Source organism: Vicingus serpentipes, from assembly GCF_007993035.1.
GTDB lineage: Bacteria > Bacteroidota > Bacteroidia > Flavobacteriales_E > Vicingaceae > Vicingus > Vicingus serpentipes.
This window is the reverse complement of sequence record NZ_VOOS01000001.1, coordinates 777845-799825: the sequence shown is the minus strand read 5'-3', so window position 1 is coordinate 799825 and position 21981 is coordinate 777845. Positions and strand designations below refer to the sequence as shown.

Below are 21981 nucleotides of genomic sequence, written 5' to 3'. Positions count from 1 at the left end.
TAAAATTTGGATACAGTACTTTCTATATGGGATTTTTTTCTTACGCCTATATACATATTAGTTATATGTGTAATTGGATATATTATCAAAAATACACAAATAAAAAAAAAATCGGAGTATAAATATTTTTTGGCAGGCTTAACATTCAAGTTGTTAGGAGGAATTGCATTTGCTTTAGTATATGTTTTTTATTATGATGGAGGAGATACTCATTCTTATTTTTTAGACGCGTGCTCTTTAGGAAGGTTATTTTTTAAAGAACCTTCAGCTGCGTTTTCTATTCTTATGAATAATTTAACCCCTGAAAATCACACTTATTTTAACATAGATACTGGATGGCCCCATAATTATGTCTGGCGAGATCCAAATACTTATACTGTGGCTAGATATACTTCAATATTAACTTTCTTTAGTTTTAGAACTTACATACCTACAACTTTGATAGTTAGCTCATTATCGTATATCGGTATTTGGAAATTATTCATGTTGTTTACTCATTTTTATAAAGAAAATATTAAATTTTTAGCTATATCAATTTTATTTATGCCAAGCTTTATTTTTTGGGGTTCAGGGATTATGAAAGATACATATATTGTTGGCGCTACATGTTGGTTTACGTATAATTTTTATAGAATATTTATTAATCGAAGTAAGGTTTTAATTAATTTCTTGTTTTTGGTTATGAACTTTATAATTATTCTTAACATAAAGCCATATGTTATAAGTTGTATGATTCCTTGTATGCTTCTTTGGTTAAATCAATCATATATGCAAAATGTTAAATCGAGCTTTATAAAAGTTGTTATAATGCCTATTTTGCTAATAGGATTGACATTTTCAGGAGTTGTTTTATTTAGTAATATAGGTGATTCCATGGGTGACTATGGAGATTTTGATTCTGCAATTCAGAAAGCTAAGATTACACAAGAAGATTTGCTTCGTGAAAGTCAATATGGAAGTAATAATTATAATTTAGGAGAAATTGATGGGTCAATTAGTAGTTTATTGAGAATAGGGCCACTAGCAATTTTTACTACGCTTTACAGGCCATTCCTAAGTGAGATTGGAAACATTTTAATGGCTCTTTCAGCTTTAGAAAATTTTATTTTGTTAATTTTTACTATTGTAGTTATAATGAAAATTAGACCCTATAAAATGATTCAAATAATAAAAAATGATCCACTTATTTTATATTCGATAGTATTTAGTATTATGTTTGCATTCGGAGTGGGTATTGCTACTGCAAATTTTGGGGCATTAGTTCGTTATAAAATTCCACTTATTCCATTTTATTTTTCTTCTCTTTTTTTAATATATCAAATTGCAAAAAATGAAAAAAAACAAAAAAGATAAGAATTATTCAATTTTGGATATATACCATCGATTATACCACATGTTAAAGTAAATTAAAGCCCATAGCCTTTTATAATGGAAATCAGACCCAGATTTAAATTCATGTACTAATTTTTCAATATAATTGAAATTAAATAAACCTATTTGTTCTACGATTTCTTTATTTAAGTAATCATCAATCAAATAAGATAAATCAGTTTTCAACCAATATCCGATAGGGGCAGGGAATCCCCATTTTTGTCGATAGACTAACTCTTTAGGTAAATAGCTAGATAATAATTTCTTAAGTAAATACTTTTGTTCTCCGTCTTTTATTTTTAAATTCATAGGAAGATTAATTGCAAACTCAACAAAGTTGTGATCTAACATAGGAACTCTAACTTCCAATCCAGAACTCATGGAGGCTATATCTATTTTATGAAGTAAATCATTAGATAAATAATTTTGGATATCAAATAGTGATATTTTTTCAAAAGGATGTATAGGTAAGGCATCAATTTTTTGCCAATTCTGGAATGTTGAGGTATGCTTATAAGGCTCATTAAAAAGTTGAGTAATTTCTTTTTCGGTAAACATATATTGCTCTTGCGACCATATATGCATCCAGTTGTTTTCAAAATCAGGAATATCCATTACCCTTGCAGCTCTTTTATTTTTATTATTTAATGTACTCAACAATATTGAAGCTAGTTTAACAGCTGACTTCCCTCCTAATTTTTTTAATTTTTCAATTCTTGTATGCCAGTTATAATATCCGTACCCCATAAATAATTCATCTCCTCCATCCCCACTGAAAGCAACAGTTACATGTTCTTTTGTTTTTTTAGAGAGAATTGAGGTAGGGATAACAGATGGAACAGCAAAAGGTTCATCATAATAATCTACAATAAATTCAATATGTTTTTTTGCCTCAGCATCATTTACTAATTGATAATGATGGTTAGTTTTTAAGACTTCAGAAACTCTCTTAGCAAAACCGGACTCGTCGTATTGAGTGATGTCAAATCCTATATTAAAAGTTTCTATAGGAACAGAGTTTATTTCTTGAAATATAGAGCAAATTAAAGAACTGTCGGTTCCTCCGCTCAAAAAAGAACCTATAGGAACGTCACTAATTTTTCTTAAATCAATAGATTGAGCTAGTTTTTCTTTTAATTTAGCTATCGCTTCTTCTTCTGATATGGAAGTGTTTGGTTTTAGTTTATCTATGATGTCATAGTACTGTTTAATTTCTGTCTCCCTACCTTTTTTTAAAATTAAATAATGGCCTGGTTTTAATTTAAAGTAATGATTAAAAACTGTTTGTTCCTGTGGGATATATTCTAAAAACAAATAATCTTTAATTGCTTTTTTGTTTAAAATTTTAGGGAGGTTTAACGATAACAAAGCTTTTAATTCAGAAGCAAAGGCAAAAGTTTTTCCGTCAAAAAAATACAGCAATGGTTTTATTCCAAATCGATCTCTAAATAGATAAAGTTTGTTTTCAGTTTTATCTAATATCGCAATAGCAAACATTCCATTTAAATGATGTACAAAATCTTCTCCATATTCAACAAATGCTTCTAGTATTATTTCTGTATCAGAAGTAGTTCTCCATGTTCTTTCAATATTTTTTGCTATTTCTTTGTAATTATAGACTTCGCCATTAAACACAATTACATACCTTTCACAATGCGATGTCATGGGTTGATTCGCGTGTTCTGATAAATCAAGAATGCTTAATCTTCGGTGTCCTAATCCAATGGATGAAGATTCATCATAAAAATAACCCTCTGTATCTGGACCTCTATGCTTTATAGAGCGAGTCATTTTGTACAAATGTTCAATATTGAATTTTTGAGAAACAAAGCCGGTTATTCCACACATGGAGTTATTTTTTTACTGCAAAAATTTTTATGGTGTCACCTAATCGAAAGAAAGAAAGAATAGAATTTATTAAGTCCTTTATAATTGCTAAAACAAAACTAGTTTCTATTTTATTTCTTAATATTTCATCATCAGAATCATCAGAATTTCCAAGAGAGATGTTGGCACCTTTACTTTTTTTATAAACTGTTAAGCTAATACCTGTAGTTTTCGCTTTTATTGGTATTAGAGAACAATCTTTTAAAACTTTTGATAGTGTTTTTACTGAATAATAAGATAAATGTTCTGGATAAAATATTTGCTGCCATTTATTTTTTAAATATCTTCTACTTAGCGAGTTAAAATTAGGTGTAGTAATATAAAAAACGCCTCCTTTTCTAAGTAAGTTTTTAATGTTCTCTATCTCATTACATGGGTTGTTGATATGCTCTATAACTTCAAATGATGTGATTACATCAAATTTAACCGTATAGTTTAATGTTGATAAAACTCCATCTGCCATTTTGATGCCATTTTGAATGCCTAACTTTACTTTATCTTCACCATACTCAGTTCCATAGACATCCCAACCTCTTTTTTTTGCTTCAATTAAAAAAGTTCCTGTTCCGGTACCAATATCTAATAGGTTGTTATTTTCTCTATATTTTTCAAAATAATCAAGTAGTTCATTATATCTAGCAATTGTTATTGGAGAAATATATTCATATTCTCCATATCCATCATAAAAACTACTTAAATCTTTTTGAGAAGGAATTTTAACAGAAAATACAAATCCACATTTTTTACACTTACATAAAAAAGCATCTTTATAATCCGTCATTTTTTTAAGTTTAGGAGAAGAACATATTAAACATGTCTGGTGGAATTTCATTTTTTATAAATTTTTCACAGTTCAATAAGAACTATATTCTTCAAGAATTAATTTTTAATTTTCGATATGTATTGTATAAAAAAGTAAGTAGTTTTTCATTGTTTGGATAATCATTATAAGTTTTTATGGGTAGTGCTAATATATCTTCAAATTCTGTTAAAGTAATTCCAAGTTTTTTTGCGACATATTCTTTTTCTGCATCTATTTTTTCTGCATTGTAGGGTAAGTTTTTTAATTCTTTAATTGCTTCTTCTCTGGTTATTTCACCAGTACATATTTGTGTGGAGAATGTCGCTTTTCGGTAGTCGACACCAAATTTAATAGGCTGAAGATAGGATTGAATAAAGCCCGTAAACTTAGATTCATAATGTTTACCCCCATAATACTGCCATCCAAGGTTTTCTTGAAGTAATGCCATCGCATCATCTTTAGAAAAAGGAACGTAATTTAAAAGATAAAATATTCTAATTCCTCTAACCTTCTTATAATAAATCTCTTTTTTATAATCAAAAGCAGGAAACGTCTTTAATTTTTTTGTACCATATTTTCTATGAATACTTTTTAATAGTTTTAAATCTTTAGGGTCGTAAAACCAACTATTTGGTAAAATCCCTTCAGTAGCATAGTTACCTCCACTAATCACATGTTTTACTTTGTTGTTAGCAGCTATTTTATGCAATGCTGCAGGTATAGCTGTGTCTGTAGGTATTTCCATTTCAACTATTGAAGCTCTTAAAAAAGCAAGTTGTATATCTTTAAACTCTTCCCAATCTAGAACATAACTTTGATAATCAACACCTAATTTGCTACATACATTCTTAATATTTTTAACTGCCTCTTCAGAATTCCATCCATTATCCATATGAACAGCTAAAGGTCTTAATCCTAATTGAACGGCCTTATATAGGACATAGCTACTATCAATACCTCCACTTACTCCTATTATACAATCGTAAGGATTCCCCTTTCCATCTTGCTTAATCTTTTCAAGCTCTATAGCGAGTTGTTTGTCAGTTTCTTCTCCTTGATAAACTAATTTAGCTGTTTTTTCAAAAAACTCTTTACAATGATTACAATATCCTTCTTCATCAAACTCGATAAACGGATCACTAGTGTCCATTACACATCTAGTACATTGCTTATATTCTTTTTTTTTCAATTAATTTTAAAATTAAAAAGTTAAACTTCCTTTTTCAGGATAATTAATTAGTACTCCTTTTTGATTTCCATGGTATACAAACATGCTACCAGCAGCTAGACCATTAGCATATCCATTAACATATGCCTCTTGAAGATCTGTAATCTTTGCAGCTCCACCCAAAGCAATAACTGGAACAGTTACAGCTTCTGATATTTTTTTAATTAAATCAATATCGTACCCTTCCATGTTCCCATCTCTATCAATCGATTGTATTATAATTTCCCCAGATCCTTTTTCCTCCATTAATTTTGCAAACTCTACTGGATCATATTTAGTAACTTTAGTACCACCTAATATCCATGTTTTTAGATTTCCAAATCGTTTTTTTTTGACATCTATGCATACTACAATTGTTGATGAGCCAAAAGTATTTGCGGCTTGTTTTATAAAGTCTGGATTTTCAGCAGCATAAGTATTAATAATGACTTTTTCTGCACCAACTCCAATTATAGATCTAATATCTTCTATTGTTCTAATACCTCCACCAACAGCAAATGGCATATTTGCTTCTTCACCAACATCTTTGACGAAATCTAATGAAATTAATCGTTTTTCTTTGCTTGCTAGAATATCTAAAAAAACTAGTTCATCAGCTTTTAAATCATTAAAAATTTTTACAGCATTAATAGGATCTCCAATATAATTTGGCTTAGTAAATTTTACAGTTTTCACTAAGCCTTGTCCTTTTAATAATAAAACTGGTATGACTCGAGGTCTAAACATACTATAATGCTATAAAATTTTTCAGTAATTGCACCCCAACATCATGACTTTTCTCTGGATGATATTGAACACCAAAAATATTCTCTTGCTGAAAAGCAGATATAAACTCATGTTCATATACAGTTGTATTTAAAGTGATATTAGTATTATTTGTTTTAACATGGTATGAATGGACAAAATAAAATTCAGATCCATCAGGTATTCCAACCATTAATCTACTGTCCTTGTTGCTAATAATTTGATTCCAACCAGTATGTGGCACTTTAAATTTTAACGTATCATTCACTTTAAATTTAATTACCTCTGCATCAATCCAATCTAAACCTTGAACATTACCTTCTTCACTTTTTTTAGTCATTATTTGCATTCCTAAACATATTCCTAAGACAGGTTTTTTCTCTTCAATTACTAAATTATTTAAAATATTAATAAGGTTTAACTTTTTTAAGTTTTCCATTGCTTTTCCAAAATGGCCAACTCCTGGAAGTATTATTTTGTCTGCAGATTTAATAACTGTAATATCTGAACTTACAATAACATTTGATGATAGTTGGTTTATTTTCTTCTTTACGGATAACAAATTACCCATTTTATAATCTATAATCACTATCATATTTAAACTATTATACAATATTAAGTATTATTTTCGCCAACTCTTGAGTTTGAATTTTTCGTGAATACATTTCCGTATTAACAGCATCACATGAAATAGTCCTTTTTTTTGAGAACTCTTTGTACAATTCTTTTAAAACATCATTCAAATGTAGCTCATCTTTAATAATTATAGCTGAGTTGGTGGACTTAAGCATGTCTTCTTGTAAATGCTGAAATTCTGATCCTAGCTCCTCTATCAAATAATGTTGTTTTTTCAGCCTTTTTGATTCAAAATCATCAGTATAACAAAAGAGTATTTTACGTTTTAAAGCAACATAATCAAATATTTTAGTCCCTAAAAATGAATAATTATTAAATAATAAAAACAAATTATCTGTTGCTATTTTTTTTAATAATTCTGAGTTCTGCATTTTAGGGTATATGTTAATAAATCCTTCTAACTTTTTATATCTTGTATTAATAAGCTCTTTAAGCTCAACTTCTTTGTTAATTCCGTAAAAATTAATTTCAAAATTATTAGGTTCATATTCTTCAATAAATTTTAATACAACCATAAAAAAATTATTAATGGGATACCAATCGTAAATAGTTCCCATATAAGCAACACTCATTTTATCTTTGTTTTGGCTTAGATGACTTGTCATTTTAACTAAATCTTCATCATACCCATTATAAATAATATATGCATTATTTATTTTTGTTAATTCCATGATTTTTATTTTTAAAAATTCAGAAACCGTAGTTATTGTTTTTGCTTGAGGAATTATTTTTTTTTCAAAAAAGGAGCACCACTTTTGATATAATTTATACTTCTGAATTGGGATGTCTTGTGACCAAGGATCTCGATAATCTGCTATCCAAGGAATATTATGTTTTTTGGATAATTTATTAGCATAACTAAAAAGAACAAAAGGATCTCCTGTTGCAATAATGACATCTACTTGTTCTTCTTTTAGAAAATTATTTGCTTCTTTATAGATTTGAGCTTTAGGGCCAATTATGAAAATATATTGAATAAACTCGTAATAAGCTGATATTAACTTACGAATAAATTTAAATCTTTTTTCTCCATATTTTAACAAAAGCTTATTACTAATGTTAGGCTTGAATGGAGCTTTAATAATTGTTCCTTCTTTATTATGGTCTATTATTTTATAATCTGATTTACTAGGTAAGATGTAATCTAACTTATTGCCTTTTTTGTTTTCCCATTGACGTGTAACTACTATTGGGTAAATACCAAATTCTGATAAATTTTTATACCAGCCATAAGGTCTTAAGCCACCAACTGATATATATGGAGGGAAATCATATGCTAATATGAGTATTTTTTTCAATTTTTATATTACTAGTCTAATAACTTCAAATGCCTCTGCATATTCACAACCAATTTGAACTCCTCTTGTTTTAGCTAAAGAAAAAATAAAATCCTTATCCATATAATTTCTTCCCTCCTGACTTTTATATTCTTTCAAAGCTTCTGCTTTTTTTGAAACATGTTTTTTTTCTAATTTAACAAAAGATGTTGTGTTAAAACTTAAATTATTCCAAATAAGCTCATAGCCAAGAATAGTTATATTTTTGAAGGCTCTTAATCCTTCTTCAGCAACTGTATGATGATCTTGATGAACATCATTTAATGAAGGCATAAATACCAAATCAATTTCCAAGGCTTTCTTTAATCTAACTAATTCATCTAGAATCTCTTGTCTAACATAGTTTAGTTTTCTTACTTGAAAATTATAAATTATAAGTTTATCAGGTTGGACTCCTAATTTTTTAGTAGCATTTTTGACCTCCTTTTTTAAGGTGTCATTAGGAAAACCTTCTGGTAGAGATTCCTCAGCAGTAGAAAATGCAGCATAATACACATTAACATTCTGCTCCAATAGCTTTGCGATTGTACCACCACAGCCCAATTCTCCATCATCTGTATGTGGTGCTAGAACTAATACATTTTTTATATCATTTACCATTTTCAAACTTTCTTTAAATATAATTGTTTCTGTTTTAGGGATTATTCTTGAAGTATTAAAATTAATCTTTCCCAAAAATAACACATGAATTATTTTTCCAAAAACTAATAAAACAAATACTCGATAACCTTTTATTTAAATGCCAATATTGTAAAGTCATGAGGCAAATAATCATGGGACAAAACAATTCTTTTAGTAAAAAAAGAATTGCAGATCTTAAATAAATCTGTTGGTTCATGATAAACCGAAATCTCATCTTTATTATTAGATTCTGAAGATAAAAAATTAACCCCAAACCCTATATTTATAATTGAATATAGAGATGTAAAATCCTCCACAAATGTTTTTTGAGTTTCATTAGTATTATTACCCAAATTATAAATACCACTCGCAACAATATAATCAACAGAACATTCTAACTCTTTTAATATTTGTTTTACCCCTCCATTTATTAACTGGATACCTTTTTTTGTTTTTCTTACTTCGTCAATAAAGTTTTTATTAATATCTGCCCCAATGTAATTTATTGAAGAGAAACCATTTTTTATAAGATAATCATTAAAATGACACAAGCCACACCCTAAATCTAACACTGTAAACCCCTCTTTATTTAAGAATAATTTCGATAGAGCTTCGAATCTTTTTTCTTGGCTTTGTTTGCTGCCCCATAAAGCTTTCGGTGTAAACCCATTTTTAGCTATCATTTGATTATGAGTTTCTAAATACATATTTTCTAGTCTACTATTATTTTTCACGCTTTATTTTTGTTAATAATTCTTTTAAATCTGTACTATAATCTATGTGTTTAGAACAAGTCTCTGCATTTTCTTTGTAATAATTATAATTCCCGAGTATTTTAAAATAAGCGGTTTTTAAATCATTTTTCAAGTTTTCGTCACTTTCATTTAACAAAATTCCATTGTTAAATGTACTTATAATTTGCCTTTGCTCTGGCAAATTAATACAGATTATCGGTAAATTCATTTTTATCGACTCTAGAAATTTATTTGGTAGTGAAAAAAGGCATTGCAAATAATTATTATACAAGGTTGGAACAATAGATAATTTAGCATATTTTCCAATCAATGGCATTAAATGATGAGGTACAGCATTGATTTGAATAATTTTATTCTGGATATTATATTTAGCAATTAGGTTATCAAAATGACCATTACTAACATCTCTTCCAAGTAATATCAATTTTGCATTATCATCTAAATCTTTTAGTCCTTCTAATACAAATTCAAGTCCATTTAGTTTTTCCATATAAAATCCGAAGTAAATAATAATATTATAATGCTTATTTTTCTCTAAAATTTTATAAATATTTCGGTCATAATCAGTGAGATTTTTTTCATCTTTTAAAGGAGAAAAATTAGGCACATTTCGAATAACCATTACTCTATTTTTGGGTTTAAAAATATATTCAAACATAGAAGCAATTGATACACTCGGAGCAATAATTTCGTTAGCATGTTTAACATCATTAATCTCCATTTTTTTTTCAATCCATCGCCAAATTTTGGATTTCAATCTAATACTCAATTTTTCCTCTTCAAAAAATTCCAACTGGTAGTCCTGGAAAAACTCGTGAGAATCATAAATAAGGTTCATATTTTCTTTCTTTTGCTTAATTAACTTAGCTAGATTAAGCATGTAGTGATCATTAGCTATTATGTTTTTGAATAAAAACATATCCAAAATTTTCTTAGCCTCATTTTTTCTTAGAGAAATGAGAGATCTTGGAGTAATAATATCAGGTGATATTATATTATAGATGGATAAATTTTTGTCAATAACAATTTTTTTATGCTGACTAGAGTGAAATCCTAAGATGGCGACTTTAAATCCATTATCTTTAAGAAAATAAGCTATTCTAAAAACCCTAGAATCTGAAGAATAATTAACTCCTACTTTATCCAAAAGGATAATTATATCAAATTTATTTTTCAATTGAACCGCTGGCATTGATTAGATTAATAGATTTTTCTCTTGTGTTATTTAATAATAAGTCTATAATTGAAACTCCTTTTATAAAATCTTCAGAATTCTGTGAATAGACTGGATGATCAAATTTTTGATAAACAATATTACCGCCATTTTTAACAATCTTATCAGTATTTATATAATTTAAAGATGCTCCAAGTCCGAGTAAAATATGGCTACTACTTGTTCTCTCCAACAATGAAAGAAACAATTCATCTTCCTTTTTTCCTCTAATATCTAATTCTGAGGCTAAGTAAGTCTCAGTATTTATATTTAAATAATCTTTAATTAAATTAATAATTGCAAAATCTATATCCAACAACCATTTATGCTTATATTTCATTACCCCTTGTAATAAGGGGAAAAACTCATCAAATCCTTTGCATTTACTATAATTATGAATAATAGATTTCATGTGTTTTTTACAACCTCTATAAGAATGAGAATAGTCAAGTTCAACATCCTTAATTAATAATGAAGACTTATTTTTATTTTTAACTGGTAGAGACAATTTTAGTATCCTGTCATTTTGAATAATTCTATTTCTATTTAGATAATGATAACTCGTAAAATGCATATTATCCATAACTACAAATTTGTCAGAAAGCAACATTTTATTTATGTAACCACACCATGGGAGATAATGAGGTTGATGGGCTGAAACAATCATTGAATTAATATTTTAATCAACTTATCTAAATTGCTTTCGTATGTGTGATAATTCTTAAAAAAGTTATAACCAGATAAGCCTATTTTTTTTCTTAATGAATTGTTAGGAATTATATTTTTTAATTGAATCTTCCAATCGTTTATATTATTTGCTAAAATAAAATGTGTTTTATCTATCATACCTTCAAAAATTCCATGTTCAGATGTGATTAACGGGATGCCACAAGCCATAAATTCAAGTGATTTCATAGAAGATTTAGCTTTAAGGGTGTCTGTGTCACCAAAATATGGAGCAATACCTATGTCTAGATCAGTTAGCCAGTCAGAGTAGTTAAATCCTGGATCCTTCCATGTATACATTTTAACTCGTTTTAAATCCATAATTAACCCATCACGGCATAAAAAATGGAAAGAGACATTAGGGAATATGTCCTCGATAAATTTAAGCTCGTTTTCTATCTTTTTCAAGTAGATCATATTGCCGCGACTTCCCATCCATCCTATTTTTATTTTATCATTAGTAACGTAGTTTTTTTTTATTGTGTAATTTGAATAATCTATTGTCATATTTAATAGATAGGAATTTGAATTCAGTGATAAGTAATAGTTTTTTAAAAATGATGTTGAAACAGTAACCTTACTAGCATTTTTGACTGAGTTTATAGTTAAATTATAATTACTTACGTAATCTGCATCATAATAATCCATAATTACTTTTGGATGAATAATAGATAATAATTTTTCGAAGAATGCATCTTTGAAGGGGTAGAAAGGAATGAAATTTCTTTGAATCCAAATAGTGTTATAATTATTTACCCGTGATATAATTCTCAATCTTCTAAATAATACTATAAAATAAAAATAATATCTTTTTATGGGATTTTTTGATTCATGAAATTTTAGCAATTCTTTATCGTTAGATGCCCAATAAACATCAAAACATAGTCCTCTTTTTTCAAAGTAAGGTTTCCAATTAGCAATTCTTTCATGCCCTCCAGGCCAATTATAAGGATAGTAAGGTAAGGCTAATATGTCTGCTTTTCTGATGTTGGTATCGCTTTTTCTTATCAGAAAAATCAAAATAAAAAAGTAATAAGCAAATTTAGATACCAGAAGGAATAATAAATCTAATATTTTAGTATAAATCCTATTCAATACTATCGTATTTCAGTTTGTTTATAATACAACCTTCTTTTATCTCATAAATATCATCACAAAATCGGAGAGAAGAAAGGCGGTGAGTAATCATGATTATTGTATAATTTTTGTCTGTTAAATTATTAATAGTTTCTATTATTTCTTGTTCAGTTTTATTATCTAAAGCACTTGTAGCTTCATCAAAAATTAATATCTCAACTTCTTTATATAGTGATCGGGCAATAGCAATTCTTTGTCTCTGTCCTCCTGATAAATTACTTCCAAACTCACCAACTTTAGTATATTCTTTATCCACTAAAGTTTCAACTAAGCTATCTAACTTTGCTAATTCAATGCAATTTTTAAGTTTTTCGAAATTAATTTCACTTAATTTTTCTCCAAAGGCAATATTCTCTGCTAAAGAACAATCTAATAAATAAAAATCTTGTTGAACATAACCAATTTTATCTCTCCATTTTATTGATTTTGCTGCATTGATTAAATTATCATCTATTAATATTGACCCTGTTTCAGGTTTTAAAAATCCTAAAATAATTTTAATTAAAGTAGATTTACCTGAGCCAGACTCTCCAATTAATCCAATTTTATCACCTTTTGAAATTAGTATATTAATTTTTTCTAAAACGTAGTTCTCCTTGTCAGGAAATTTAAAACTAATATTATTGATATGTATAGATTTATTAAAAATAACTTCTTGTAAATTTTCAACATCATCTTTGTGGGGAATAGAATTTTCTGACAAAATATCAAAGACATAACTCTTGTTCTTAATGTCAATCAATGAGCTAACCATTCTGTTTAATGAAGGCATCATTCGGTATGCTGCTGTGGCAAAAATCATTAATAGAGAAAAAGTATTTTTCTTTTCACCGAGAAAAAAGCCATACATGAAAATTAAGACTATTCCAAGTATTGATACAATTTCTATTACTTTTGCAGGCAAAACTTTAAAAAAATTTAATTTAACATTTAACCCAAAATAATACTTTAGAGGATTTAGGGATCTTTTTATAAAATAATTTTCTTTATTAGCTAATTTAACTTCTTCAATACCAAAAATTGCTTCAAAGATAGATTTAAAAGTACTTGATCTAATTTCACTAATTTCAATACCATATCTATCTACTTTATTTTTTATCGAGTTGTAAAAAAGTATGAAACTCGGAAATAAAATGATAGACAATAATAAGAAAACAATCGGGTTGTATATTCCAATTGCAATAGTAATAGATAGGGTTACAATTAATTCAGTCGAAAAATTAATAATTGGTATTAATACTCCTTGCGCAAATTCAGATGGAATTGTTGCAATATCTCTAAGAATGTAATTAGAGTTGTTTTGTTTAAAATATAGATAATCTTTGTGTAGGTATTTTTTATATTGAGATGATATTAATTCAATTGCTATGTTATTAGAATATTTATACTGAAAATAGATAATTAAAGCACTAATAAAATTTTTCCCCAAAAAAACTATAAACATTAAGATAATAAGGAATAGAGAGAATCCATCAGGAGAAACAAAATGAAATTGATTATATAAGAAATTTAGATAATAATTAGAATATATTACAGAGGAGTCATTAATGACATATAGAACTGGTAGAATAAATGCTAAACCTATAACGTCTATTAATCCATTTATTACCACAAATAAAAAGATTAATATTGTTTTTTTTCTTTGGTGAGGTAAAAGAATGGAATAAATCCTTTTTAAGGATGAAGTATAAATATTTGAAAATAACACAGAAGAAATTAATTTAACTTTTTATATTCGGCTAAGTTATTATAAATAGTATGATTTTTTTTAAAATACTATTATTTAAAGGTTAAAAGTTATTATGAATTCAAAATTAAAAATATTAATATGTCCATCTTATTTTGGATTGATTTACTATTTAAAGAGATTTGATCTTTCACTACTTAAAGTTATAACCTCTAATCCTAAATTAAAGGATTTTTGCAAGAAAGTTTCAATAGAAGTTTATTTTATAGCTACTCCGGTTAACAAATCACGTGAAAATTTATACAAGCAAAAACATAAGATACGCTTGTTATCAAATCAATTTCATAATGAGGATATATATTTTGGATTTTATGGGTTTGACTATCAATCTCTTTTCCTTATAAAGGAATTATTTAAAAATAATAAAGTATTTTATAGTCATTTAGATTACATCTTTCCTAGAATTAACTTGTTTAATTTACTTTCAAATAAATTAGGTTTAAGGTTGCTAATAGATAGAATAATATTAAGATCAATTTATAATATTCCGATAGAAATATTTAGAATAAGTGAGAATAGATTGTTTTTTGGGATTGAGGAAAAAGTAATCAAGTCTTTTTATGAGATAATAGACCTTACTGAGGATGACTTGATTTGGGAGAGGAATAAGTTGAAAATCATTGGTAATTTTAAGGTGAAGTTACCTATTGATATGGTTTTTATAGATCAAGGTAATAAGTCTTTTGACATCAATCAGGATGTGTTTTTAAGTATAAATAATTTTGTTGAAAAGAATGGATTAAATTTTTATTATAAAAATCACCCAAATCATAATTCCCCTTATAGTGAGCAAAATAAATTTTCTTTATTACCAGATATACCAATGGAATTATTTGAAGGGCAATTGAAAATTGCTCTTGGAATCTGCTCTTCTAGCCTTAATAGTTTGTCCTCTAAATGTCAGCATGTTATAAGTGTGATTGATTTGGTAGATTGGAAAAGTAAAAAAGAATATGAACATTATCGATCTCAGATTTTAACATCTATTTTTATTCCTAAGACAATTAAAGATTTAGATGATATGTTAAATTCTATTTGTTCTTCATCTGCATTAGATAAAGATAGAATTCAATAATAAATTATTACAGAATCTCTTTAAGCTTTTCTTGTCCAATAATTGTTTCAAGAAATTCTCTAAAAGCACCATCACCTCCAGATTTATTAGTGACAATTTGGACTAGTTCTTTAACATATACTGGTGAATTACTAGGAGCTCCAGAAATTCCAACATGTTTTAACAATTCTATATCTCCTATATCGTCACCAATATAGGCTACTTCTTTTAAACTAATCTCTAGTTTCGAACAAATGCTTTTAGCAACAGTAAGTTTATCAGAAATTCCTTGAAATAGGTAGTCCATTTTTAATTTTTCGAATCTTCTTTTGACTATTTCAGTGTCTTCTCCAGTTATGATGCCAACAGGAATGTTTAGTTTCTTGCAAAAAAGAACTCCAGCTGAATCGGAAGTATTAAATTTCTTCCATTCATTCCCTGTTTGATCGTAATACATTCCACCATCAGTCCAAACACCATCTATATCTGTTAATACTAATTTTGGGAGTGTATACATAGTTCTTATTTAAAAATTAAATAGGATTGAATTCCTGAAAATCTATTTCTTTTAATTTCAAAATTATTTGTTCCAAAAACTTCTCTCAAAGCTTGTGTTTCTCCTGGAAATCCTGGATCGCAAAGTTCGTCAAAACCAAGAATCGATCCTTTTGTTAAATAGGGCTCGATTAATTTCAAGCATTCTACAGTTGGTTTGTAAATATCAAAATCAAAATAAGCAAAAGCAATAATTGTTTCTTGATGATCTTTCAAATATTGAGCTAGTGTTTTGGTCGCTTCTCCTTTGATCAACAAGTTTTTATTAATGTGATTTAAAGGACATTCATTTTCGTGGCAATTTAAGATGTTTGCTAGATACTCTTCATAATTTTTAGATACATTAAAAGCCCCCGTTTTATTATAATCATGAGCACCATCCTCGTTTCCTACTCCCGCGAACCCTTCAAAAGTATCAAACCCTATGATTTTTCTAGAATGATTAAATGGCTCGTAAATTCCTCTAAGATTGTTTAAAGTTGTCAAATTTTGCCCCCATCTCACTCCGAACTCCATAATAACGCCATGAACATCTTTTATATGAGAATAAATTTCATTCAAAAATAAAACTTTAGACAATTCTTGCCTTTTTAAGTAAAGAGCCACATTATTAATCTTTTCATCTTCAAAAATGGGGTTCTTATCAAATAATTCTTTCAATTGACCTCTATTGTCTTTTTCCTTTTCGGAAGCTATTGACTTAATAACTGTATTCATTTAATTAAATTTTGATAAATGATTTCATTCGCTGGAATATTCTCTAATAATTCTTTGCCAACGACCAATTTTAAATCTGACCATTTAAAACCATCTCCAGGTGAAAGTAAATGCAAATCACTTTCTGTTATAATATGTCCTTTCTTCAAATTGCTTTTTGTTGCTATAGATCGCTCCAATTTATCTTTTGCTGCTTTTGTATCTTCAACAATGTACATTTTCTCTTCACCTATCGACATATCTAAAATTCGAATATCTCTAACCATTCTTCTAACACCCTCTGGTCCCAGAGAACCGGATTGGTCTGTCCCTTTCATGCTCCGTTCCAATGTTATGTGTTTTTCAATAATTTCCGCACCTCGAGCAACAGCAGCTATAGGGGTTGATATTCCGATTGTATGATCTGAATATCCTATTCTATATTTAGGGTAATTCTTTATTAAAAAGTCAATTGTTTTTAAGTTAACATTATTTGGTGCTGTTGGATATTGAGAAACACAATGAAGAATTGATATGTTTTCATGATGTTTTGAAATAACTTCTAAAGCATTATTTAGTTCTGCCTGTCCAGCCATTCCTGTAGACAAAATAATAGGAAGTTTAGTTTCAGCTAAGGCATTTAGTAGAGGTAAATTTGTTAAATCTCTAGAAGCTACTTTTAATTTGTCAGGAGTAAAGTATTTAAGTATTGATAAACATCCAATAGCACAAAGTGTTTCTACAAATTCTAGACCTTTTTCCTTTGCATGTTGATAAATTTCATAATGTTCTTCATCATTAAGTTCTAAAGCTTCTCTATGTTCTCCATATGTTTTTCCAAAAGAGTGAGGGCTTTGATAAATGCGATTCATTTGAGATTTAGAAAGTTCTTGACTTAAATCCCTTTTTGTTAATTTGACAGCATCCATACCACACAATTTATTTCCAAAAACATCATCAATAATTGGTCTTGAAATGAAATCAATAATCACTTTTGCTATATCTACAGATCCATTATGATTCTGTCCTATTTCTCCAATTAAATATGTTTTATTTTGCATTTCCTTTTATTTGAGCTTCCATATTTGATTTTATTACGTCATTTTCATCAATAAGTTTTAATAAATCTTCTAATTTAAAACTATTCTTTTTAATATATATATTATCGTATAATTCTTGAGCAATAAGAAAATCTGATTCTGTATCAACTGTTAAACGAACGTTTTGTCTATCTTCTAAAAATTCTGGCAAGGGTAAAAATGCATATTTAAATTGTTTGTTGTTGTAATAAATGTAATTTGTAACATGTTCTAAATATTTAGAGTCATCGGTAGAACTTTTAATTTTCTTTAAAAAATCTATAGTCATAGCTTCAGCAAAAATGCCAATATGTGAAAGCATAATAGGAGTGCCATCTTTCCATTGATAGGAAGTGTATTCTAAATTTTCATTCTGTAATTTTTCTAGCAAGGGTGGGATGTATTCTGGCCTTAGAAACGGGTTGTCAGAACAAATTCTAACTATTTTTTTTGCTTTAAATAATGTTGCACAATCGATAAACCTCTGCAAAACGTCATTTTCTGCACCCCTAAAAAGCAACACTCCCTCTTCATTTGCTAAGAATTCTAAGGCATCATCTTCCTTTTTAGTTGAAGTTGCTAATACAATTTGATTAGGTTCAAATATATTTTTTAAATTATTAATTATGATTTGAGGAATAGTAAGCCCTTTGTGAAAATCAAGAGTCATTTTATTTGGAAGCCTTTTTGAGCCAGTTCTTGCTTGAAGTATTAAGAGAGGTTTGTTTTGCATTTCTTTAGATTCAAATATAAAGATAATCATACTATTATTTTTACCTTAAAATAAAATTTTGGTAAAATATTTAAAGAATTATGAAGTATAGGTTAAGATTTTAATAAATTTAGTTTTATTTATTACTGTTAAAGTAATTGTTTAAATTTATCTCGACTTAATATATTTATAACATATCGTTACAATGAAAAAAAATATTACGACATTTTTTTTTCTGTTTAATTTTTTAAGCTTGATTTACGCTCAGGAATATTTTCATTATAATTATCCAGAGTCAAATTCATGTTTAATCGAAAATAATGTATATTTTGATTGGGTTACAAATGCAGATACTTCAATACTTCAAATTTCTTCTTTTGAAAATTTTTCTTCTTTAATAGTTGATACTACTATTACAGGTTTCTCTGACTTGACTGTAAATATAACCAATTCTAATCAGATGTATTTTTGGAGGGTTTTTAATAATGAGAGTATATCAAAAGTAGATTCTTTCTATTTGTTTGATATTTATGGTTATTCTTTGGGGCTTTGGTTGAAAAATGATAGTTTATTAGTTGTTGATTCTACTAATAAAATCTTGAGTTGGGGTGACGTTAGTGGAAATAGTTATATTTTTAATCAAAATGATACATTAAAATCTCCTCAAAAAAAAAATAATCAATTGAATGGCTATTCCAGTTTGTCTTTTGATGGCTTAAATGATTTTTTAATTGGACAGGATATTCTTGATATAGGGAAGAAGAGTAGAACAAGTTTTGTTGTTTGTAAAAACAGTAATGTTTTCCCTGGCTACTTTTATAGTAAGGGCGATTATGCGTCTACTAATAGTTATGGGCTAGGTTTTTTTGGTGATGGTAGACTTGCTCACCTATATATTGATAACTCAAATAAATCTGCAGCTAAGTTTTTTAATAATAATAATTTTACTATTTATTCAACAGTATTAGATAGAAATAATATGATGAATCAAATAAGATTTAATAATTTGGATAGCTTTTCAGTATTCGGAATACAAGATACTTCTTACCTTTTTGATAATTCTAACTCTTTCTATTTAGGGAAAGCAAGTAATTTCCATTTGAATGGAGAAATTTTTGAAGTGATATTTTTTGATGAGGTGCTTAGTAATACAGAAATTAATTATGTACATCAGTATCTAAGATACAAATATACCCCTCCTGTTAATTTGGGCGAAGATATATATATCCCGTATGGCTTTTGTGATACCGTAATTTATGCCTATAAAGATTGGTTTTTAAATTATTTGTGGTCTGATGGAAGTTTACTGGATAGTATTTTGATTCATAAGACTGGAACTTATTCTATTAATGTTACAGAAACTTTTGGTAACAATTCATCCGATACAATTGATGTTTGGTACCCCGGTGATTTCATGATATTTAAGCAAGATACAATTACCTTATGTCAAGGAGATACTTTAGATATTAATATAAGATTAAACCATTTTGGATATGATTTTTTATGGTCAGATAATTCTTCTGATTCTATTCTTAGAGTAGCTGAATCAGGAGATTATTGGGTGAAGGTTATGGATACTTTAGGCTGTTTTCAATATTCAGATACTTTAACAATATTGTTAGATTCATTCTCAACTCAAACTAGTTTAGGATTGGATAAAATAGTTTGTAAGTATGAAAATTTAGGATTGGAAATAGATAATGGTGGAATTAATTATTTATGGAGTACTTCAGATACATCTTATCAAATAAAAGTTGATACATCTGGTTTATATTGGGTTCAAGTCAGAAATATTTTAGGTTGTATTGCTAAGGATTCTATAAATATTATTGTTAATGGAATTGCACCAACAGTTCTTTTTACTACTAATGGAATTTGTGAAAATGCCCCTACAACTTTTAACAATAATTCGTTTACAAGTGATGGAAGCAATATAATTGATTGGCATTGGGATTTTGGAGATGGAGATACTAGTAATATTCAATCCCCACAGAACAAATATGATACAGCTGGAGTATATAATGTTGTTCTCCAAGTTTTAACAGATTCTGGTTGTGTAAATAGCGTTCAACAGCAAATAACAATACACAAAAAGCCAACTGCTGGTTTTTTCCCAGCAAATGGACTTATTTGCTCAAATCAAAATGCAACATTTTCTAATAATTCTTTTTCTTCTGATGGAATAATTAATTCTTGGGATTGGGATTTTGGAGTTACAGGTTTATTAGATACTTCTTCATTAGAAAATGGGGTATATTCATTTCCTAATTCTGGAAGTTTTAATGTGCAATTAATATCTTTAACAGAATATGGATGCAGTGATACTGTTTCTCAATTTGTAAATGTTAAACAAACTCCAACAGCTTCTTTTTTAATTCAAGATAGTTGTGATAATAGTCCTGTAGGGTTTATAAATACTTCTGAAGGTAATTTGTTTTCAGTTTTTTGGGATTTTGGAGATTTTAATTCAAGCACATTGAATAACCCAAATCATATATATAATACTGCAGGTGTTTATAATACTAAATTAATAGTTAAAGATTTAAATGGCTGTTGGGATACGCTTGTTTCTCCAATTACAATAAATGAAAATCCTGAAGCAAATTTTATCAATGATGATTATTGTGTTTTATCAACCATACAACTTTATGATAGTAGTTCAACTAATTCTGGATTTATAGACCAATGGGAATGGAGTATTTTAAATACCGATTATAATTCAATAATACAAAATCCTCAATTCTTATTTAATACTTCTGATACTGGTGTTTTTAATCTGAAATTAAAAGTTGCAAATAGTTTTGGGTGTCTTGATTCAGTGACTAAGGTAATTTCAATTTATCCTTTACCAGTTCCAGAATTTACATTTTCTCCTCAAATTGGTTTACCTCCTTTAGAGGTTCATTTTACAAATAATTCAACTGGGGCTAATACTTATGAGTGGGATTTCGGCGATAATAATATTTCAACTAGTTTTGATCCAGTTTATACTTATACTGATTCTAATATTTTTGATGTAAAATTGACAGCAACCAGTTTGTATGGCTGTAAAGATAGTGTTGAAAATACGATACAAGTAATAAATCCAATTGTAGATGTGGCTGTTAGAGATGTTATTTATAGTCTGTTGCCAAATTCTGATTTAATGCGATTAACTGTTCAATTAGACAATGTTGGAGTTGTTTCTATTCAAACATTAGATTTAATGCTGTTCAACTCAAGTACAGGAAAAGTGTTAGAAAAATGGGAAGGTAATATTTTGCCAAATACACAAGAATTAGTTGAGCTATCATCAATTATTGAAGTTCCAAGAGGTGAAATTCCCGATGTCATATGTGTTGAAGCATTAATGCCGAACAATTCGATAGATGCTGATGACTCTAATAATGAGTTTTGTAAGTCGTTGCTTAAGTTTGATTTAATAAATATTTATCCCAACCCAACAATTAATGAGTTAAATATGGAATTAATTTTTCCTGAATCTAATCAACTTGAAATAACGTTGTTTAATGAGATTGGCAAAAAAGTTTCTATGCTTTATAATGGGATTACTGAAAAAGGTTTAAATAGGTATGGTTTTCTTCTTGGTTCTTATTCAAATGGAATCTATTTTGTAGAAATTAGGTTTAAAGATGAATCGATTAAAAAGAAAATCATGATTAATTAATGATTATTTAAAAA

At 27.9% G+C, this 21981-nt stretch carries 19 protein-coding genes; 3 read left to right on the top strand and 16 right to left on the bottom strand.

What is annotated here, in order from left to right; translation table 11 throughout:
* The first annotated feature begins 6 nt into the window (after window positions 1–6).
* On the top strand, window positions 7–1353 hold the full coding sequence (locus FRY74_RS03575; protein ID WP_147098671.1) for a hypothetical protein: 1347 nt from the start codon (window positions 7–9) through the stop codon (window positions 1351–1353).
* 3 nt (window positions 1354–1356) lie between these two features.
* Here the strand turns inward: FRY74_RS03575 and asnB are convergent, their stop codons facing one another.
* The 12 genes from asnB to FRY74_RS03515 form a co-directional block, all read right to left on the bottom strand.
* Complete coding sequence (asnB, locus tag FRY74_RS03570; RefSeq protein WP_147098668.1) at window positions 1357–3219, bottom strand: asparagine synthase (glutamine-hydrolyzing); 1863 nt, start codon at window positions 3217–3219, stop codon at window positions 1357–1359.
* Window positions 3220–3223: 4 nt separating this feature from the next.
* Complete coding sequence (locus FRY74_RS03565; protein ID WP_170227932.1) at window positions 3224–4039, bottom strand: class I SAM-dependent methyltransferase; 816 nt, start codon at window positions 4037–4039, stop codon at window positions 3224–3226.
* A gap of 91 nt (window positions 4040–4130) precedes the next feature.
* Window positions 4131–5249 carry an N-acetyl sugar amidotransferase gene (locus tag FRY74_RS03560; protein WP_147098664.1) on the bottom strand — a complete coding sequence of 373 codons (1119 nt, stop codon included), beginning with the start codon at window positions 5247–5249 and terminating at the stop codon, window positions 4131–4133.
* A 12-nt stretch (window positions 5250–5261) separates the two neighbouring features.
* Window positions 5262–6014, bottom strand: a complete 753-nt coding sequence (locus tag FRY74_RS03555) for an AglZ/HisF2 family acetamidino modification protein (RefSeq protein ID WP_147098662.1) — start codon at window positions 6012–6014, stop codon at window positions 5262–5264.
* A gap of 1 nt (window position 6015) precedes the next feature.
* Complete coding sequence (hisH, locus tag FRY74_RS03550; RefSeq protein WP_147098660.1) at window positions 6016–6627, bottom strand: imidazole glycerol phosphate synthase subunit HisH; 612 nt, start codon at window positions 6625–6627, stop codon at window positions 6016–6018.
* Between the two features lie 10 nt (window positions 6628–6637).
* Complete coding sequence (locus FRY74_RS03545; RefSeq protein ID WP_147098658.1) at window positions 6638–7966, bottom strand: glycosyltransferase; 1329 nt, start codon at window positions 7964–7966, stop codon at window positions 6638–6640.
* Between the two features lie 3 nt (window positions 7967–7969).
* Window positions 7970–8680 (bottom strand): PIG-L deacetylase family protein, encoded by a 711-nt coding sequence (locus tag FRY74_RS03540; protein ID WP_223265808.1) that lies wholly within the window; start codon window positions 8678–8680, stop codon window positions 7970–7972.
* 56 nt (window positions 8681–8736) lie between these two features.
* A complete protein-coding gene (locus tag FRY74_RS03535) occupies window positions 8737–9360 on the bottom strand; it encodes a class I SAM-dependent methyltransferase (RefSeq protein WP_147098656.1) in 624 nt (207 codons plus the stop codon).
* The gene (locus FRY74_RS03530) at window positions 9350–10558 is read right to left on the bottom strand and encodes a glycosyltransferase (protein WP_170227931.1); all 1209 of its coding nucleotides are present in this window, start codon (window positions 10556–10558) and stop codon (window positions 9350–9352) included. Before FRY74_RS03530 ends, FRY74_RS03535 begins: the two co-directional genes overlap by 11 nt.
* Window positions 10548–11261 (bottom strand): WbqC family protein, encoded by a 714-nt coding sequence (locus FRY74_RS03525; protein WP_147098652.1) that lies wholly within the window; start codon window positions 11259–11261, stop codon window positions 10548–10550. Before FRY74_RS03525 ends, FRY74_RS03530 begins: the two co-directional genes overlap by 11 nt.
* Window positions 11258–12340 (bottom strand): glycosyltransferase family protein, encoded by a 1083-nt coding sequence (locus FRY74_RS03520; protein WP_147098650.1) that lies wholly within the window; start codon window positions 12338–12340, stop codon window positions 11258–11260. Before FRY74_RS03520 ends, FRY74_RS03525 begins: the two co-directional genes overlap by 4 nt.
* Before the next feature lie 67 nt (window positions 12341–12407).
* Window positions 12408–14165 (bottom strand): ABC transporter ATP-binding protein, encoded by a 1758-nt coding sequence (locus tag FRY74_RS03515; protein WP_147098648.1) that lies wholly within the window; start codon window positions 14163–14165, stop codon window positions 12408–12410.
* 94 nt (window positions 14166–14259) lie between these two features.
* Between FRY74_RS03515 and FRY74_RS03510 the strand changes: the two genes are divergently transcribed.
* Window positions 14260–15279 (top strand): hypothetical protein, encoded by a 1020-nt coding sequence (locus FRY74_RS03510; protein WP_147098646.1) that lies wholly within the window; start codon window positions 14260–14262, stop codon window positions 15277–15279.
* Between the two features lie 7 nt (window positions 15280–15286).
* Here FRY74_RS03510 and FRY74_RS03505 read toward each other — a convergent pair whose 3' ends face one another.
* From FRY74_RS03505 to FRY74_RS03490, 4 genes are read right to left on the bottom strand one after another with little or no spacing between them, the layout of a single operon-like run.
* Window positions 15287–15775, bottom strand: a complete 489-nt coding sequence (locus FRY74_RS03505) for a KdsC family phosphatase (RefSeq protein WP_147098644.1) — start codon at window positions 15773–15775, stop codon at window positions 15287–15289.
* Between the two features lie 5 nt (window positions 15776–15780).
* Window positions 15781–16530: a crotonobetainyl-CoA--carnitine CoA-transferase gene (locus FRY74_RS03500; RefSeq protein WP_147098642.1), complete on the bottom strand. Its 750-nt coding sequence runs from the start codon at window positions 16528–16530 to the stop codon at window positions 15781–15783.
* Window positions 16527–17570 (bottom strand): N-acetylneuraminate synthase family protein, encoded by a 1044-nt coding sequence (locus tag FRY74_RS03495; RefSeq protein ID WP_147098640.1) that lies wholly within the window; start codon window positions 17568–17570, stop codon window positions 16527–16529. Before FRY74_RS03495 ends, FRY74_RS03500 begins: the two co-directional genes overlap by 4 nt.
* A complete protein-coding gene (locus FRY74_RS03490) occupies window positions 17560–18351 on the bottom strand; it encodes a cytidylyltransferase domain-containing protein (RefSeq protein ID WP_147098639.1) in 792 nt (263 codons plus the stop codon). The genes FRY74_RS03495 and FRY74_RS03490 overlap by 11 nt, the downstream gene beginning before the upstream one ends.
* A gap of 202 nt (window positions 18352–18553) precedes the next feature.
* Here FRY74_RS03490 and FRY74_RS03485 point away from each other — a divergent pair, with 202 nt between their 5' ends.
* Entirely contained in the window at window positions 18554–21967 is a 3414-nt protein-coding gene (locus FRY74_RS03485; RefSeq protein ID WP_170227930.1) for a PKD domain-containing protein, read from the top strand.
* The last annotated feature ends 14 nt before the right edge of the window (window positions 21968–21981 follow it).

Excerpts from the sequence above, each read along its gene's own strand:
- FRY74_RS03495 (WP_147098640.1), bottom strand. The coding sequence starts at position 17,570 with ATGCAAAATAAAACATATTTAATTGGAGAAATAGGACAGAATCATAAT.
- FRY74_RS03500 (WP_147098642.1), bottom strand. The coding sequence starts at position 16,530 with ATGAATACAGTTATTAAGTCAATAGCTTCCGAAAAGGAAAAAGACAAT.
- FRY74_RS03490 (WP_147098639.1), bottom strand. The coding sequence starts at position 18,351 with ATGATTATCTTTATATTTGAATCTAAAGAAATGCAAAACAAACCTCTC.
- FRY74_RS03565 (WP_170227932.1), bottom strand. The coding sequence starts at position 4,039 with ATGACGGATTATAAAGATGCTTTTTTATGTAAGTGTAAAAAATGTGGA.
- FRY74_RS03525 (WP_147098652.1), bottom strand. The coding sequence starts at position 11,261 with ATGATTGTTTCAGCCCATCAACCTCATTATCTCCCATGGTGTGGTTAC.
- FRY74_RS03510 (WP_147098646.1), top strand. The coding sequence starts at position 14,260 with ATGAATTCAAAATTAAAAATATTAATATGTCCATCTTATTTTGGATTG.
- FRY74_RS03555 (WP_147098662.1), bottom strand. The coding sequence starts at position 6,014 with ATGTTTAGACCTCGAGTCATACCAGTTTTATTATTAAAAGGACAAGGC.
- FRY74_RS03505 (WP_147098644.1), bottom strand. The coding sequence starts at position 15,775 with ATGTATACACTCCCAAAATTAGTATTAACAGATATAGATGGTGTTTGG.
- asnB (WP_147098668.1), bottom strand. The coding sequence starts at position 3,219 with ATGTGTGGAATAACCGGCTTTGTTTCTCAAAAATTCAATATTGAACAT.
- hisH (WP_147098660.1), bottom strand. The coding sequence starts at position 6,627 with ATGATAGTGATTATAGATTATAAAATGGGTAATTTGTTATCCGTAAAG.